14 protein-coding genes are annotated in these 15,619 nt (G+C 41.0%); 8 read left to right on the top strand and 6 right to left on the bottom strand.

Translation table 11 applies throughout. From position 1 onward, the window contains the following. Window positions 1-473: 473 nt before the first annotated feature. Window positions 474-803 (top strand): hypothetical protein, encoded by a 330-nt coding sequence (locus PR800_RS19230; RefSeq protein WP_229597600.1) that lies wholly within the window; start codon window positions 474-476, stop codon window positions 801-803. 125 nt (window positions 804-928) lie between these two features. Here the strand turns inward: PR800_RS19230 and PR800_RS19235 are convergent, their stop codons facing one another. Both PR800_RS19235 and PR800_RS19240 read right to left on the bottom strand, forming a co-directional pair. Next, window positions 929-2,536: an FGGY-family carbohydrate kinase gene (locus PR800_RS19235; RefSeq protein ID WP_238706852.1), complete on the bottom strand. Its 1,608-nt coding sequence runs from the start codon at window positions 2,534-2,536 to the stop codon at window positions 929-931. A 65-nt stretch (window positions 2,537-2,601) separates the two neighbouring features. Continuing rightward, complete coding sequence (locus PR800_RS19240) at window positions 2,602-3,330, bottom strand: SDR family oxidoreductase (RefSeq protein ID WP_102139248.1); 729 nt, start codon at window positions 3,328-3,330, stop codon at window positions 2,602-2,604. 233 nt (window positions 3,331-3,563) lie between these two features. Between PR800_RS19240 and PR800_RS19245 the strand changes: the two genes are divergently transcribed. Continuing rightward, complete coding sequence (locus PR800_RS19245) at window positions 3,564-4,598, top strand: LacI family DNA-binding transcriptional regulator (RefSeq protein ID WP_102139247.1); 1,035 nt, start codon at window positions 3,564-3,566, stop codon at window positions 4,596-4,598. 51 nt (window positions 4,599-4,649) lie between these two features. Here the strand turns inward: PR800_RS19245 and fetB are convergent, their stop codons facing one another. Beyond that, the gene (gene fetB, locus PR800_RS19250) at window positions 4,650-5,426 is read right to left on the bottom strand and encodes an iron efflux ABC transporter permease subunit FetB (RefSeq protein WP_166265368.1); all 777 of its coding nucleotides are present in this window, start codon (window positions 5,424-5,426) and stop codon (window positions 4,650-4,652) included. 9 nt (window positions 5,427-5,435) lie between these two features. Further along, window positions 5,436-6,089, bottom strand: coding sequence for an iron efflux ABC transporter ATP-binding subunit FetA (gene fetA, locus PR800_RS19255; RefSeq protein ID WP_272531254.1), 654 nt, complete (start codon window positions 6,087-6,089; stop codon window positions 5,436-5,438). Window positions 6,090-6,556: 467 nt separating this feature from the next. Here fetA and PR800_RS19260 point away from each other — a divergent pair, with 467 nt between their 5' ends. Then, window positions 6,557-7,318, top strand: coding sequence for an SDR family oxidoreductase (locus PR800_RS19260; RefSeq protein WP_166265365.1), 762 nt, complete (start codon window positions 6,557-6,559; stop codon window positions 7,316-7,318). A gap of 164 nt (window positions 7,319-7,482) precedes the next feature. On the opposite strand, the gene tkt is transcribed toward PR800_RS19260, so the two are convergent. Both tkt and rpiB read right to left on the bottom strand, forming a co-directional pair. After that, complete coding sequence (tkt, locus tag PR800_RS19265) at window positions 7,483-9,492, bottom strand: transketolase (protein ID WP_102139243.1); 2,010 nt, start codon at window positions 9,490-9,492, stop codon at window positions 7,483-7,485. A gap of 36 nt (window positions 9,493-9,528) precedes the next feature. After that, complete coding sequence (gene rpiB, locus PR800_RS19270; protein WP_102139242.1) at window positions 9,529-9,981, bottom strand: ribose 5-phosphate isomerase B; 453 nt, start codon at window positions 9,979-9,981, stop codon at window positions 9,529-9,531. 323 nt (window positions 9,982-10,304) lie between these two features. Here rpiB and PR800_RS19275 point away from each other — a divergent pair, with 323 nt between their 5' ends. The 5 genes from PR800_RS19275 to PR800_RS19295 all read left to right on the top strand — a co-directional run bounded on the left by PR800_RS19275 (window position 10,305) and on the right by PR800_RS19295 (window position 15,616). After that, the gene (locus tag PR800_RS19275) at window positions 10,305-11,417 is read left to right on the top strand and encodes an MDR/zinc-dependent alcohol dehydrogenase-like family protein (protein ID WP_004910265.1); all 1,113 of its coding nucleotides are present in this window, start codon (window positions 10,305-10,307) and stop codon (window positions 11,415-11,417) included. Between the two features lie 129 nt (window positions 11,418-11,546). Then, a complete protein-coding gene (locus PR800_RS19280; RefSeq protein ID WP_102139241.1) occupies window positions 11,547-12,818 on the top strand; it encodes an MFS transporter in 1,272 nt (423 codons plus the stop codon). Window positions 12,819-12,829: 11 nt separating this feature from the next. Next, window positions 12,830-13,831 carry a dihydroxyacetone kinase subunit DhaK gene (locus PR800_RS19285; RefSeq protein ID WP_102139240.1) on the top strand — a complete coding sequence of 334 codons (1,002 nt, stop codon included), beginning with the start codon at window positions 12,830-12,832 and terminating at the stop codon, window positions 13,829-13,831. Window positions 13,832-13,841: 10 nt separating this feature from the next. Beyond that, window positions 13,842-14,495, top strand: coding sequence for a dihydroxyacetone kinase subunit DhaL (dhaL, locus tag PR800_RS19290; RefSeq protein WP_272531255.1), 654 nt, complete (start codon window positions 13,842-13,844; stop codon window positions 14,493-14,495). Between the two features lie 158 nt (window positions 14,496-14,653). After that, window positions 14,654-15,616 (top strand): sugar-binding transcriptional regulator, encoded by a 963-nt coding sequence (locus PR800_RS19295; RefSeq protein ID WP_004910275.1) that lies wholly within the window; start codon window positions 14,654-14,656, stop codon window positions 15,614-15,616. The last annotated feature ends 3 nt before the right edge of the window (window positions 15,617-15,619 follow it).

Here is a 15,619-nt window from a genome sequence, read left to right on the forward strand (position 1 = left end):
TTAAGTTATGATGAACACTTAAATCTTATTATTGTTTTCTGTTTTTGGTAAAATAATTTTTTTAGTTAAAAAATACAAATTGAAACAGTTAATGTTTTAAGTACTATTTATATTCATAGTTTAATATTGACGTTTTTACTCTCTTGGGGGGTGAAGTAAAGTATAAATACGGATGGTTATATAAAACTAATTGTATTTTTTTACTCTGCTGGTGGTGGCTATCGAGGGTGATAATTAGAAAAAGCAGGTCATCTAATAAGGTATTCTTATATAGATAGGGTTAACCATTATTAAAAAAATTATTATTTACTTACAACTGACTCAAGGTAACTATTTAAGTCTATTCTTGGGGCAAAATTTTTAGGTCATTTTGGTCAACTGGCTTGTTATTGAATAAATGAGAGCTTAAGAATATGAATATCATAAAGTTGCTCACAATTTTATTGTTAGCTGGGAGCTCTTTTATATTAGGAGTGACATTGAACTACTCCCCTAAACCTGATCTTGTGAAAATGGCAAAGAGTAGTGTTGAAGACTATTTATCTTTCCCAGAGTCTGCTTCATTTAGAAATGTGAAATATAATTTTATTCGTCAAACTACGGATAAGGGGGAGTTAGGTTATGTCTGTGGTGAAGTGTTTCGAATTAAAAATGCAAGGTTAGAAGGATATAAAAAATTCATTATGAAAGCGTATAGTGATAAACAAGGGAAAGTATCCTTGTCTATTCCAATGGTTGAGGGAGATTACGATTTGATGCCAAAGGAAATGGTTGATTCGCTATGGACAAGATATTGCTTTTAAAAGTGAGTTATAACACCCATCTTCTTATTGAATTAAACTTGATAGGTCATACGCGTTTTAATTAAAGAAAGCCGGTTTACGGCTTTCTTTAGTCTAAATATGGCTTGAGTGTTGTATCTACGTGATTAACCTTTTAACTCTCTAGCACATTGTTGCAAATGTAAGAAAGAGGCGAATCTTGCATCATGACGAGTCTTATAAGCGTTATTTGCTTGGTAGGTTAAGTCAATCGCACTAAATTGATCCATAGCCTGTGCGACATCCTCACAGACTTTCCCTGCAACTGCTCCAAGGATTGCAGAGCCAAGCAATACAGGCTCACTGGCTTGTGTTGAAATCACTGGGACACCACACGCATCAGCAAGTAGCTGGCGGATCAACGGGTGTTGACCAGCACCGCCACTGACAACAATATTTTCAATCGCAGCACCAGAATTTGCTTGTGCTTCAATGATTTGTCGTAATCCATAGCCAATTCCACACACACCAGCAACATAGAAAGAAAGTAAATTTTCCATGCTGTTATCCATGGTTAATCCAGCAATGACGGCTCTGGCATGAGGGTCGGCAAAAGGTGCTCGGTTCCCTAAAAACTCAGGAACTACGTGTATTTTTTCAGCTAGCTCAACAGACTGTGATGGTGAAGATGCTTTTTCTAATACTAAATCCGCTAACATAACAGGCAAAGGTTTACCTTGCTCTTTTGCCGTGAGTTTTGCTTGTGCAAAAGCGGGATGCAAGGAAAGTAGCTGGTCAATTGCTGCGCCAGCCGCACTTTGGCCACCTTCATTTAGCCACATACCCGGTACCATTGCACTGAAATAGGGCCCCCATACACCCGGTATAAATACAGGTTCTTTGGTGGTTGTCATTGTGCATGAAGAGGTACCAAATACATATGCCATATTGGCGGTTGCATCGCCATTAACGCCAACAGTACCAATACCGCCTGCGTGAGCATCTATCATACCAGCAGCGACAGGAGTTCCTGCTAGCAAGCCCATTTGTTGGGCCGCGGCTTCAGTTAAGCCTTCACCACAAGGCGTGCCTGGTTCCACAATAAGCTGGCCAATACGTGCGAAATTTTCATCTGCCAGTTCAGATAAACCAATCTGTTGAAAGTAATCCTCATCCCAGCGTTTCTCATGGGCAAGATATGTCCACTTGCAGGTGACAGTACAGGTTGAGCGAGCTAAGGAGTTAGTCGATTTCCATGTTAAAAAATCGGCTAAATCAAAAAATTGCCATGCGTTATCATAGGATTGACGTAAATTTTCTTTTAGCCATAAAATCTTAGGCGTTTCCATTTCAGGCGAAATCTTACCGCCAACATAGTTTAGAACAGGGTGTTTTAATTGATTAATGCGCTCAGCTTGCTCTGTCGCACGGTGGTCCATCCACACAATAATGTTGCGCTCAGGGTCATTCGATGGGCTAACAGTAATAGGCTGTTTATCTGAACCAATGACAACCAGTGAGCAGGTTGCATCAAAGCCAATACCTGCAACTTGTTGTGGTTTTACTGTTGATGATGCTATTGCTTGCTTGACACAATAACAAACAGCTTCCCAAATTTCGTTACTTGATTGCTCTGCAAAATTGGCATTGTCACGAAATAGCGTAATATCACGTTTGGCAGAGGCTAACATATTGCCTGACATGTCAAAGACACCTGCGCGAGCACTGCCTGTGCCAACATCGATACCAATAACGACTTTATCGTTATCTTTTATTTGTGTATGTAAATTATTCATTTTCCCTCCAAGGTGCTAACTGCAATGAATTGCGAGATGACAAGTTAGAGATCAACACTGTTTGGCACAATAACAAGGTCACGAATAGTGACATTGCGTGGGCGAGTTAACATAAATAATACGGCTTCAGCGACTTCAATCGGTTGCATTAAGCTACCATTTGCTAAGGCTTCTTCCATTTTTTCTTTTGGCCAATCATCGAGTAAGGCAGTGACAACAGGGCCGGGTAATACTGCACCAACACGAACACCATGTTCAGAGACTTGGCGGCGCGTTGAATGGACGAAGGCTTGAACAGCAAATTTTGATGCGGTGTAAATCGGTTCCCAGATCACGGGGACAACACCTGCAATTGAACTGGTGAATAATACATCACCGGATTTTTGGGCAATAAAATGAGGTAACACCGCGCGGACACAACGGAAAGCCGCATTAATGTTTAAATTTAATACCTTATCCCACACATCTGGGTCACCCTCAGCAACAGGGCCACCAATATAGGCACCGGCGTTAGCATGGAAAATATCTAAACGGCCAGCTTTTTGTAAGATGGCATCTAACATTCCATCAACTTGTTCTGGTTTCATTAGGTCGACAACTAATGGGATCGCGTTTTCACCTAATTCTTCAACAAGTTGGTTTAATCGCTCTTCTGCGCGGTCAATTAAAACGACTTTTGCGCCTGCTTTAATTAGTGTACGTGCACATTCAAGACCGATACCTGAAGCAGCTCCGGTAATTGCTGCGACTTTGTTCTCAATAGAAATGGCCATAATTTACTCCAATCGGATATTTTAGCGAAATGTAAGAATAAAAAGCGTCTGAAATTAATGAAACAGCAATGAGTCACAGGGATGGATAGGTGGCTACATGCGATGGTTGATAGTATTTATTTTGCAGTCTATCAACTCAGGCATCATCAATTTCAATGTTGCTCAATCGATGTAGCAGTATTGCGACTTTTCGACTTTGGTGTCAAGCTAGTAAAAAATGGAGATGAGAATCTGTGACAAAGATCAGACAAAATAAGAAAACAACGATCTATGACCTTGCTGAATTAGCCGGAGTTTCAGCGAGTGCAGTGAGTGCAATACTTAATGGTAATTGGCAAAAAAGGCGAATTAGTGCACAGCTTGCTGAAAAAGTGATCCGCATCGCCGAAGAACAAAATTATGCAGTCAATAAGCAAGCTAGCTTGTTGCGCAGTAATAAATCCAAAATAATCGGTATGTTAGTCCCGAAATATGACAACCGCTACTTTGGCTCTATTGTCGAACATTTTGAGGAAATGGCGCGTGAAAGAGGGCTGTTTCCAATCATTACCTGCACGCGACGTGACCCTGAGTTAGAAATAGAAGCCGCGCGCGCAATGATCTCTTATCAGGTGGATTGGTTGATTTCAACGGGGGCAACGAATCCAGATAAAATTACCGAAATTTGCCAAGCTTCGGGGGTTTCAACCTTAAATTTAGACTTACCGGGCTCGTTGGCGCCTTCGGTTATTTCAGATAACTATCTTGGTGCAAAAAATTTAACTCAACGTATTTTAAGTAAAAATAAGCCTCAAACATCAATAAATGAAGCCTTAATTTTCATTGGTGGTCGTGAACATGACCACAATACACGTGAACGTATTCGTGGGTTTATTGATGCACATAATGAAAAAGGTATCACGGTTCCACAAGAAAATATTTTGGCTTGTGGTTATGCCCCCGAAAAAGCAGAAAAAGCGCTTTCTCAGTTTTTTGAACAGAATAGTAATGATCCACAGAAAATAGTGAAATGCGGTTTATTTATTAATTCAACCATTTCATTAGAAGGGGTTATTGATTGGTTAGGTAAAAAGGGGTATATCGGTTCGCACCAACCTCATTTAGGCTGTTTTGACTGGGATCCCTTTGTTGCACTTTTAGGTAATGACATCGAAATGGTCAAACAGGATGTGCCAACGATGCTAAATCATATTTTTAAGTTGATAGATAATGAAAATAGCAAAGCACAATTAATTGAAGTGCTACCTGTGGGGGTGGTCAAAGGGTGATATTAAGAAAGTACCGCTTATCGTTGATGACCAATAAGCGGTGGGAGGTCATTATTTATTCAGTGTTGTAACCAATAATTGGTGGCGTTGGTTATAGAATTTTGTATAGGTCATATACCCAGCTAGTATGGTCGAAAGGCTGGCTGTGCCTAACAGCATAAAAGTCACCATAATCTGGTACTTAACGGCTTGTAACGGGTCAACTCCAGCAAAAATCAGCCCTGACATCATACCCGGTAAGCTAACAATTCCGACTGTTTTGGCTGAGTCCACCGTTGGGATCAGTGATGCACGAATACTGTCGCGAATTATAGATGCGGAAGCAATTTTTGGGGTCGCCCCCAAACTTAACATTTCTTGAATTTGTTGTTGCTGGCTTGAAAACCGTTGACCAAGGTTATTAAAGCATAGCCCTACAGCAATCATGGCGTTACCCGCAATCATTCCCGTTATAGGAATGACCTGCATAGGCGTAAATGCGATGGCATTGGTTAATATCAGAATTAACAATGTAAGAAATGTACCAGAGCTAATGGCTATTAATGCAGTAACATAAATTTTATCAATATATTTACTTCTTTTCTTAGCGTTCCACGCGGCATTGACGCAAATAAACATCACCAATGCAATCGTGAGCAATTCGTGATCCACTCTAAATATGTATGTTAGAATATAGCCTGCGATCAACAGTTGAATAATCGCTCGGCAAGTACTCCAGATAATATCTTTTTCAAGGGACAGTTTTTCTTTATGACTAATAAAAATAGCCACTAGGACTAACAGGATAGAAAAGGTTAGTGATTCATTGGAAATCGTTGGTTGATGCACAGTGGTATCCTATGATCCGGTGTGGTGAACAGGAAGCGTAATAATTTCATTGGTATGAGCGATTTCATCTTGGTCATGAGTTACCCATAGCACCCCTATTTTTTTGTCACTTGCTAAATGATGAATAAATTCGTTCACTTTAATTTTATTTTCTTCATCTAGGGCACTGGTGATTTCATCTAATAGCAAGACTTGTGGAAGAAATTGTAAGTTTCGAATAAGTGACACTCGCTGTTTTTCCCCTCCAGAGAGCTCATTGATCCCTTTCTCTAAAATAGAAGCATGCAGAGAAAACAGCTGCAAATCACTGATGACTTTGTCTTTATTAAATGGCAATTTTCGGATTTGATACGGAAAAACGAGGTTGTCATACACGGTTTGCCCAAATAAAGTAGGCGTTTGAGTACAGTATGAAACCTGCTGACGATACGTCTCTGGGAGGATGGTAGTGATATCTTTCCCTTGAAACTTGATTGTTCCTTGAGTGGGGGAAATTAACGAGGCCACTATTTTTAATAAGGTACTTTTACCACAGCCAGAAGGGCCCGTAATCAGCTTAAAGTCGCCTGCCTGTAAGTTAATCTGCACATTATCAAGAATTGTTTTTTGCTCAATACTATAGCCAATGTTATTCAGTTGTAATAGCAAGTTACTTTCTTCCATATTATCAATAACCTATAAATTAAATGTGCAGTATTTAGTGTAAATGATATTCATTCCAATATCTTACTCAATAACTCACGGTTGATATTGTTCAATATCAATTTAGATATAACTAATATTATGCGCCAATTAACAGGAAAATTATAGGGGAAGAAAAAATACACTTTTGACGGGGTGTTACAACGTAAATGAATTTTTCGGAGGGTTTTCACAGTCAAAAATAAAGTACAAATATTCATTTAAATTATTATTTTGAACATATGCCCATTTAGAATTTAATGAGATATTTAATTTGAGAGATATCTCTTTTTTTTAGATGAATAATATAGAATTTAACCAGTGATAATATTATATTAATAATACCAAGTAATTTAACCTTCGCTTAATATTTTGTTGTCTCTCTAAGGCAACCCTATATTTATTTCACCTATATATTGAATATCACATCATGATATTAAGGAATTGAAATGAAAAAATTTAGTGGCTATAGCACCAACTTTTCACTCGATGGCAAAGTTGCATTAATTACAGGGGGAGCAGCAGGTATTGGTTTCGCGATTGCTCAATTGTATGTTGAAAAAGGGGCTAAAGTCGCCTTAATCGACAAGTCAGATAAAGTGATAAAAACTGCGGAAAAATTAGGGAATTCAATTGGTATTCAATGTGATATTACAAATTCTGAGGCAGTTTCTCAGATGGTAAAACAGGTTGTTGAGCATTATGGTACGTTAGATATTGTCGTCAATAGTGCGGGGATAGTCGCACTTGCTCCCGCGGAAAATTTAAGTGAATCAGACTGGGACTTAACCATGAATGTGAATTTAAAAGGGACTTTTTTGGTTTGCCAGGCTGCAGGTAATGTAATGATTAATAATGGAAAAGGGAAGATCATTAATATGGCATCTCAAGCTGGGGTGATTGCCCTAGACCAACATGCAGCCTACTGTGCCAGTAAAGCAGCGATTATTGGTTTAACCCAAGTATTAGCGCTTGAGTGGAGCCCAAAAGGCATACAAACCAACGCCATTTCTCCAACGATTGTCATGACTGAACTCGGTAAAAAAGCGTGGGAAGGTAAAAAAGGTGATGAAATGAAAGAAAAAATTCCTGCAAGGCGTTTTGCGGAGCCATCTGAAATTGCCGCATGTGCGTTATTTTTGGCCAGTGATGCATCTGATATGATTACAGGTCATAATTTAGTAATTGATGGTGGTTATAGTATCCAATAAGGATATTAAATTAATAATGAATAAAGCGAGTATGAATAGGTACTCGCTTTTTTATTGTTTATGATTTTATTTAGATAAAAATAAGCCAAATAACATAGATATTATTTGGCTTGTAATAGGAAATTACAAAGTAGGATAACAGATATTAATTATTGCTATATCAATTAATCATTAGGTTTTAATAATGAACGTGACATAGTAATAAGCTTTTCTACGGTAAAACCAAAATATTCAAACAATTTACTTGCAGGGGCTGATTCTCCAAAACTGTTCATTCCCATAACTAATCCATCAATCCCTACATATTTACGCCAGTAATCACTAATACTGGCTTCGATAGCAATACGATGGCGAACATGATTTGGCAAAACGCGCTGCTGGTACTCTAAGGGTTGTTGGTCAAAGGTATCTGTTGATGGCATCGAAATAACATTTACATGAAAACCTTGTTCAGTCAGTTGCTTCCATGCTTCAACCGCTAATGTGACTTCAGAACCAGTAGCAATTAATAGTAATTCAGGCGTCTCACTATTGCTGCGCAAAATATATCCACCACGCGCAATATTAGCGAGCTGTTCGGCTGTTCGTGAATATTGAATTAGATTTTGGCGGGATAATACAAGTGCAGTTGGCTTTTGTTGATGAATGATAGCCTGTTTCCAAGCCACAGCGGTTTCTACTTGGCAACAAGGGCGCCATACCGACAAATTAGGCGTGGCACGCAGCGAAACAAGTTGCTCAACGGGTTGGTGTGTTGGGCCATCTTCACCTAAGCCAATTGAATCGTGAGTATAAATAAGAATTTGTGGCAATTTCATTAACGCAGCCATTCTCACGGCATTTTGTGCATATTCAGAGAACATCAAGAAAGTTGCCGTGTAAGGGCGAAAACCGCCATGTAATGCAATGCCATTGGCAATGGCGGTCATACCAAACTCTCTGACGCCATAGTGAATATAGTTGCCTGAAGGTTGTTCATTAATTGGCTGTGACCCAGACCAATAAGTCAGGTTACTTGGGGCTAAGTCTGCGGAGCCACCGATTAATTCAGATAAAACAGGGCCAATAATATTGAGTGTATTTTGTGACGCTTTACGTGTAGCTATCGTTGCCGGGTTATCATTTAATTGTTGAATGAAGTTATCAATGATATCTGTAAATTTTTCAGGGAGTTGATTGGATAATCGTTGCGTTAGTTGCTCTGCGAGTTCTGGGTATTGTTTGGCGTATTCTCGTAGTGCTTGTTCCCAACGTAATTGCTGTTCAGCACCACGTTCTAAGGCATTCCAAGGTTGGTAAATTTCATCAGGGATCACAAAAGGCGGATACGCCCAACCGAGTTGTTGGCGAGTCAGTGTTATTTCATCTTGTCCGAGAGGAGCACCATGAGAATCTGCGGTACCGGCTTTATTGGGCGAACCATAACCAATCGTGGTTCTGCAGATAATGAGTGTGGGTTTCGAGGTTTGTTGGCGTGCTTGTTCGATAGCCGCTTTAATCGCAGGGCGCGAATGCCCATTAATTGATCTAATTACATGCCAGCCATAGGCTTCAAAACGCTTTGCGGTATTATCGGTAAACCAGCCTTCCACATCTCCATCAATAGAAATGCGGTTGTCATCATAAAACGCAATGAGTTTATTGAGTTTTAATGTTCCTGCTAATGAACACACTTCATGGGAGATCCCTTCCATTAAACAGCCATCACCTAAAAATGTATAGGTATAGTGGTCAACAACGGGGAACCCCGAGCGATTAAACGTAGCCGCTAGGGTTTTTTCTGCGATTGCCATACCAACCGCATTGGCGATACCTTGCCCCAGCGGGCCTGTCGTGGTTTCAACACCGGGTGTATAGCCTAATTCAGGGTGACCCGGTGTTTTGGAATGGAGTTGTCGGAACTGTTTTAAATCATCAATGGATAACTCATAGCCTGTTAAATGAAGCAAACTATAGAGCAGCATTGAGGCATGGCCGTTTGATAATACAAAGCGGTCACGGTTAGGCCAATGTGGGTCTGCGGGGTTGTGCTGTAAATAATCTCGCCAAAGAACTTCAGCAATATCAGCCATTCCCATTGGGGCTCCAGGGTGGCCTGAATTGGCTTGTTGTACGGCATCTATTGAAAGAAATCGAATGGCATTGGCTAATTTATTTTGTGGTTGAGTGGACATTACAAAGCTCCCAAAGTAAAAGCGCCTAAAGTAAAACTAACGTTCCCCATTTTCATACTCACTGATTCGAGCCACTTTCGGCGCTGACCGTCCCCCTTCATAATGGGAAGCTAGCCATGTGTCGACAATGGTTTTAGCCAGTTCAGGGCCAATCACTCGTGCCCCAAAGGTAATAATTTGCGCGTCATTACTTTTCTGAGCTCGCTCAGCGGAGTATGTGTCATGGCACAGTGCTGCACGGATCCCTGTAACTTTATTGGCAACAATGGACATACCAATTCCGGTACCACAAATTAGAATACCGCGCTGGTGCTTACCTTGTACGATTGCAGTTGCAACCGCATGGGCAACATCAGGGTACATTTCATCTGCAACCCCTGTATTTAAGCAGTAATCAGTCACTTCAATGTTTAATGCTGCTAAGTGAGCCTTAATCAAATCTTTCATTTCAAATGCAGCGTCATCTGCGCCAATAGCAATAGATAGCATGATAGAGATCCTTATCGTTGAACAAAAGTTCATTAGTCAATCAAATGTACTACTTAGAAAATAGGATCTTATGAACAAATAATCAATAGGTGAGCATATGTTTTTATTTTTGTGATGGTGAATTCTGTGATCTACAGCTTCAAATTTAATTTTTTTTGCCAAAAATGTAAAAAATAGGCGTTTTAAGACGATTTCATGAGAATTTTTGCACTGAATCACACTTTGACACTCTCACTATGGGCAAGGATGAAGAAAAGAGGGTATGGTTAATTTGTATCTTCATTGAACTTATGTTCATTTTACAAACCGCCGAGGATAGAACTATGTGTGAACACTGTGATTCAAAAGCAACGATGAGCGCAGGCATTCCAGAAAAAATGAAAGCCGTAGTTGCTTATGCACCAAAAGACTACCGTTTAGAAACTGTCGATGTCCCTAAAATTAGTGAAGAAGAAATTTTGGTTCGCGTAGAAGCTTGTGGTATCTGCGCGGGTGATGTGAAGGCTTTTGAAGGTGCTCCTAGTTTTTGGGGTGATGCAGAACAGCCCGCTTATATCAAAGCGCCAATGATCCCAGGGCATGAATTTATTGGCCATGTTGTAGGCTTTGGCTCAAAAGTTGAAGGTTTTGCATTAGGTGACCGTGTTATTTCTGAGCAAATCGTACCTTGTTGGGAATGCCGCTTTTGTAAACGCGGTGAATACTGGATGTGTGAAAAACATGACTTGTATGGCTTCCAAAACAATGTGAATGGCGGTATGGCGCAATATATGAAGTTCACCAAAGAAGCCATCAACTACCATGTGCCTGTTGAGATGCCAATCGAAGATGCCATTTTGATTGAACCTTACGCCTGTTCTTTACATGCCGTGCAGCGCGCTAATGTCAAGTTGGGTGATGTTGTCGTGCTTTCAGGGGCGGGAACATTAGGTCTCGGTATGATTGGAGCGATTAAAAAATCGGGTGCTGGTAAGTTAGTCGTTCTGGATTTATTTGATAAACGCCTTGAATTAGCAAAAGAATTTGGTGCCGATATCGTATTAAACCCTAAACGTGATGATGTAGACAAAATTGTCAAAGAGATGACTGAAGGTTATGGCTGTGACATTTACATTGAAGCGACTGGGGCGCCTAAATCGGTAGAGCAAGGCCTTAAGATGATCCGTAAATTAGGTACTTTTGTTGAGTTTTCTGTATTTAAAGACCCAGTGACCGTGGACTGGAGCATCATCAGTGACCGTAAAGAACTGGATTTATTAGGCTCTCACCTTGGCCCATATTGCTACCCATTAGTGATTGAAGGTATTGGTAATGGCGATTTCCCAACCAAGGGGGTTGTGACGGATATTTTACCTTTAGATAAATTTGCGGAAGGTTTTTCGATGATGGCGAAAGGCGACCCGCACATTAAAGTGGTTCTCGACCCGAACCTGTAGAGCTGTCGTGGGTTGAAAAAAAGACGAAATTAAAAATATAACGATAAAAATTGGACCTGAATAAATGTCACCCTACCAAGGCTTGTTATTCAGGTCCTAACCCAGCGAACAAGCACTGAGGTCAACAATATGATAATCAATAAACTGTCTAAAGTAACGGGGTTTTCACCAAAGTTACTACTTGGCTATTTTGGCGTCCTGATCTTTATGATGGGGGAAGGCCTAGAACAAGGCTGGCTGTCACCTTTTATAATTAGCCGTGGAATGAGTATTGAAGAATCATCATTACTATTTAGTGTGTATGGTTTTTTTGCTGCTGTCGCCGCGTGGTTGTCCGGTGTGTTGGCTGAAATTTATACCGCCCGTCGTGTGATGATTTTTGGTTTTGTGATGTTTGTCATTGGCTCGATTATTTTCTTGTCTGTTGGCTTACCGAGTAACAGCCTGTCTATCATGATCCCAACCTATGCGCTGCGTGGTTTTGGTTATCCAATGTTTGCCTATGGCTTCTTAGTTTGGGTAGCCTATGAGGCGCCAATTAAAAAACTGGGCTCTGCAGTCGGGATCTTCTGGTTTGTTTATAGTGGCGGACTCGGTGTTTTAGGCGTGATGTATTCAAGTTATGCGTTGCCAGTTTTAGGTGAAATGGCAACGTTATGGAGTGGACTGATTTTTGTCACTATCGGGGCATTTATTGCTATTGCGCTTAACCGCAACAAAGCGGGAGATACAACGGACTCACCGAAAGAAAAAGTATCGCTCAGCTATGTATTTAAAGGGATCACCATCGCGTTTGAAAACCCCAAAATTGGTTTAGGTGGCATTGTTCGTACTATTAATACCTCTGCAGCGTACGGTTTTGTGATCTTCATGCCAATGTTTCTTGCTGACTTTGGTTTTTCCCGCACAGAGTGGTTACATATCTACGCGGCACTTTGGACAGTGAACATCGCTTTTAATCTGATCTTTGGTGTTGTCAGTGACCGTATTGGTTGGCGCAATATTGTGATTTGGTTTGGTTGTGTCGGCTGTATGGTTTGTACCTTAATGTTTTACTACGTGCCTTATTATTTTGGGCACAATTATACCCTGATGATGATTGCCGCTGGGTTATTCGGCGCATGTCTTGCCGGATACGTACCGCTTTCAGCCATCATGCCGAGTTTAGCGCCTGAAAATAAAGGCGCTGCAATGTCAGTCCTTAACTTAGGTGCAGGCTTAAGTACTTTTGTCGGACCTGCATTAGTTGGGCTCTTTATTAGTAGTGTTGGAGCCTTTGGCGTGATTTGGATCTTCTCAGGGCTCTATTTATTTAGTGCGATATTGATGAAATTTATTACTGTGCCGGAAGAATTACTTGAACAGACGGCAAAGATGCAGCTAACACCAGAAAATAAGTAAATGAGGGAATTATGAATAGAATCATTAATGAACCTGATCTCGTTGTTGAAGATGCGATTCAAGGTTATTTGAAAGCGCACCCTGAATATTTTGCACAAACTGATAACGCGCGCGTTCTAAAATACCCAAAAGCCCCAATACAAGGGAAAGTGGGCATTGTCACTGGTGGTGGTTCAGGTCATGAACCTGCGTTTTTAGGCTACGTGGGTGAAAACATGTTAGATGCGGTGGCCATTGGGGAAATTTTCTCCTCACCCACTGCGGGCGCTTTTTTAGACGCGTTTAAAGCAGCCGATAGCGGTGCGGGTGTTGCCTGTTTATATGGTAACTATGCGGGCGATAACATGAACGTCAAGATGGCGATGAAAAAGGCAGAAAAAGCGGGTATGCAAGTCAAAACCGTGGTTGCTACCGATGACGTCGCTTCAGCACCTGCGAGTGAAAAAGAAAAGCGCCGTGGCGTTGCTGGCGAAATTCTCATGTGGAAAGTGGGCTCTGCCGCAGCAAGCAAAGGCTATGATTTAGACGGTGTTATTAATGCAGCACAAAAAGCGATTAATAACTGCCACTCTATTGGCGTTGGGTTAACGTCTTGCACCATTCCAGCAGTGGGTCATCCAAATTTTCATATTGAAGACGGGATGATGGAGCTAGGCATTGGCCATCATGGAGAGCCAGGCATTGAAATCATGCCAATTCAATCTGCCGCGCAAATGGCACAAACCATGTTAGCGCCAATTTTAGATGATATGCAGGCAAAACAAGGTGATGAAGTTGTCGTCTTGGTTTCAGGGCTAGGTGCGACACCAGTTATGGAGCTGTACATCTACTATGCAGAGGTTGAAAAACAACTCAGTGAGAAAGGTGTGCGGATTGTTCGTAACTATGTTGGTAACTATTTTACCTCACTAGAAATGATGGGGGTCACGCTGACATTAATGAAAGTGGATGATGAATTAAAAACATTGATGGATGTCCCTGCATATTCATTGGGTTTAACACAGGTTAAATAAGGAGACAATTATGCAAGTTATTTCAACGGGCAACGGCAAGGAAATTACCCTTGATTTAGTGAACATTATTGTTTCTAACCGTGAATACCTCAGTGAAATTGATGGCGCAATAGGGGATGGAGACCATGGCATTAATATGGCTAAAGGTTTTAATCTATGCGCTAAAGCAATTGCAGACCGTGAATTATCACTCAGTGAAGGGTTTGAAGAAATTTCAGACGCCTTGATGGAAGGCATTGGTGGTTCGATGGGGCCACTTTATGGCAGCTTCTTTATGGGAATGTCAGACAGTATTTCAGGAAAAAATACGTTATCGCAACAAGATTTCCTCGATATGCTGAAAAATGGTTTATCTGAGCTGCAAGACATCAGCAGCGCGACAGTGGGTGATAAGTGCTTGATGGATGCATTGATCCCTGCAGTTAATGCTTTTGAAGAGGCGACAAAAGCAGGGAAAAACTTTAAACAAGCACTTGATGCGATGCAGGCAGCTGCTGTTGCAGGTCGTGATTCTACAGTAGATTTAGTGGCTAAAATTGGCCGTGCAAGCCGCCTTGGTGAACGTTCAAGAGGGGTATTGGATGCAGGTGCCACTTCTTGTTGTTTATTATTGTGTCAATTAGCGCAGAGTATTGAAAAACAGGATGCATTAGCTAATGCATAATTGTTTTATATAATTCTTTCGTGGATATATAGTCAAATATCATTGCTATATATCCACTCTCTTTTATAACTCACTTATTAATTGCCACTAGAAACGCTATACTAAAACCTTATCACCCTTGTTGCGATTAACACCAATAAAGAGGAAACCACTATCTTATGGATAGATCACAAACATCTTCCGAAATCGAGCTACTGACTGAAATTGCGATAGCTTATTATCGTGATGAAATTACTCAGGAAGAGATCGCCAATAAGTTTGGTATATCGCGAATTAAGGTAGGCCGCTTACTCAAGCGGGCAAAGGAAGAAGGTATTGTAGAGATCAATGTTCGCTATCATCCTATTTTTAGCACTCAGTTAGAACAACAGTTACTTTCTCGCTTCCCGATTTCCCGTGCATTGATTGCCCTCGATCATCCCGACGAAGAAGAGCAACGTTACCAAGTCGGCACTCTCGTCGCTAACTATTTGTCAACAACGTTACGAGACAACATGATAGTCACGGTCGGCCAAGGTCGCAATGTTGCGGTAGTGGCTGATAGCGGTGGAGCCGTCCCTGAAAAAGATTGCCGTTTTATTTGCGGAATAGGCGGAACCCATCGCCCAGGTGATTCCATTAATGCAGATCATATCAGCCGTCGTTTAGCCAAAAAGTTTGGCGGAACCAGCGAAACCTTATACGCGCCTGCTTATGTCGAAAATAACGAATTAAAGCAATCATTTATGAAAAATGGCACCATTAAGGAAACCTTAGATCGTGCCCGTAAAGCGGATATTGCCTTAATTGGTATTGGCGATATGAATGAAGATAGCTATATGGTCAAGCTAGGCTGGTTTACACCGCGTGAAATTGTTGATGCGAGTTTGAATCAAGGGGTGATTGGCGATATCGCAGGTTATGATTTTTTCAATGCGCAAGGGCAACATGTTGATACCGTGATGAATGACCGCGTGATAGGCCTAAGTATAGACGAACTCAAGAAAATTCCTTGCGTAATAGCGATTGCCTCAGAGTCATCAAAAGCGATGGCGATTATGGGGGCCCTGCGTACGGGGGCGATTGATATTATTGCAACGAGTGCGAGTAATGTGCGGACGATTTTAAAGATGTCCCAATAGCTC

The sequence above is a fragment of the Providencia sp. PROV205 genome (assembly GCF_028479505.1).
GTDB lineage: Bacteria > Pseudomonadota > Gammaproteobacteria > Enterobacterales > Enterobacteriaceae > Providencia > Providencia huaxiensis.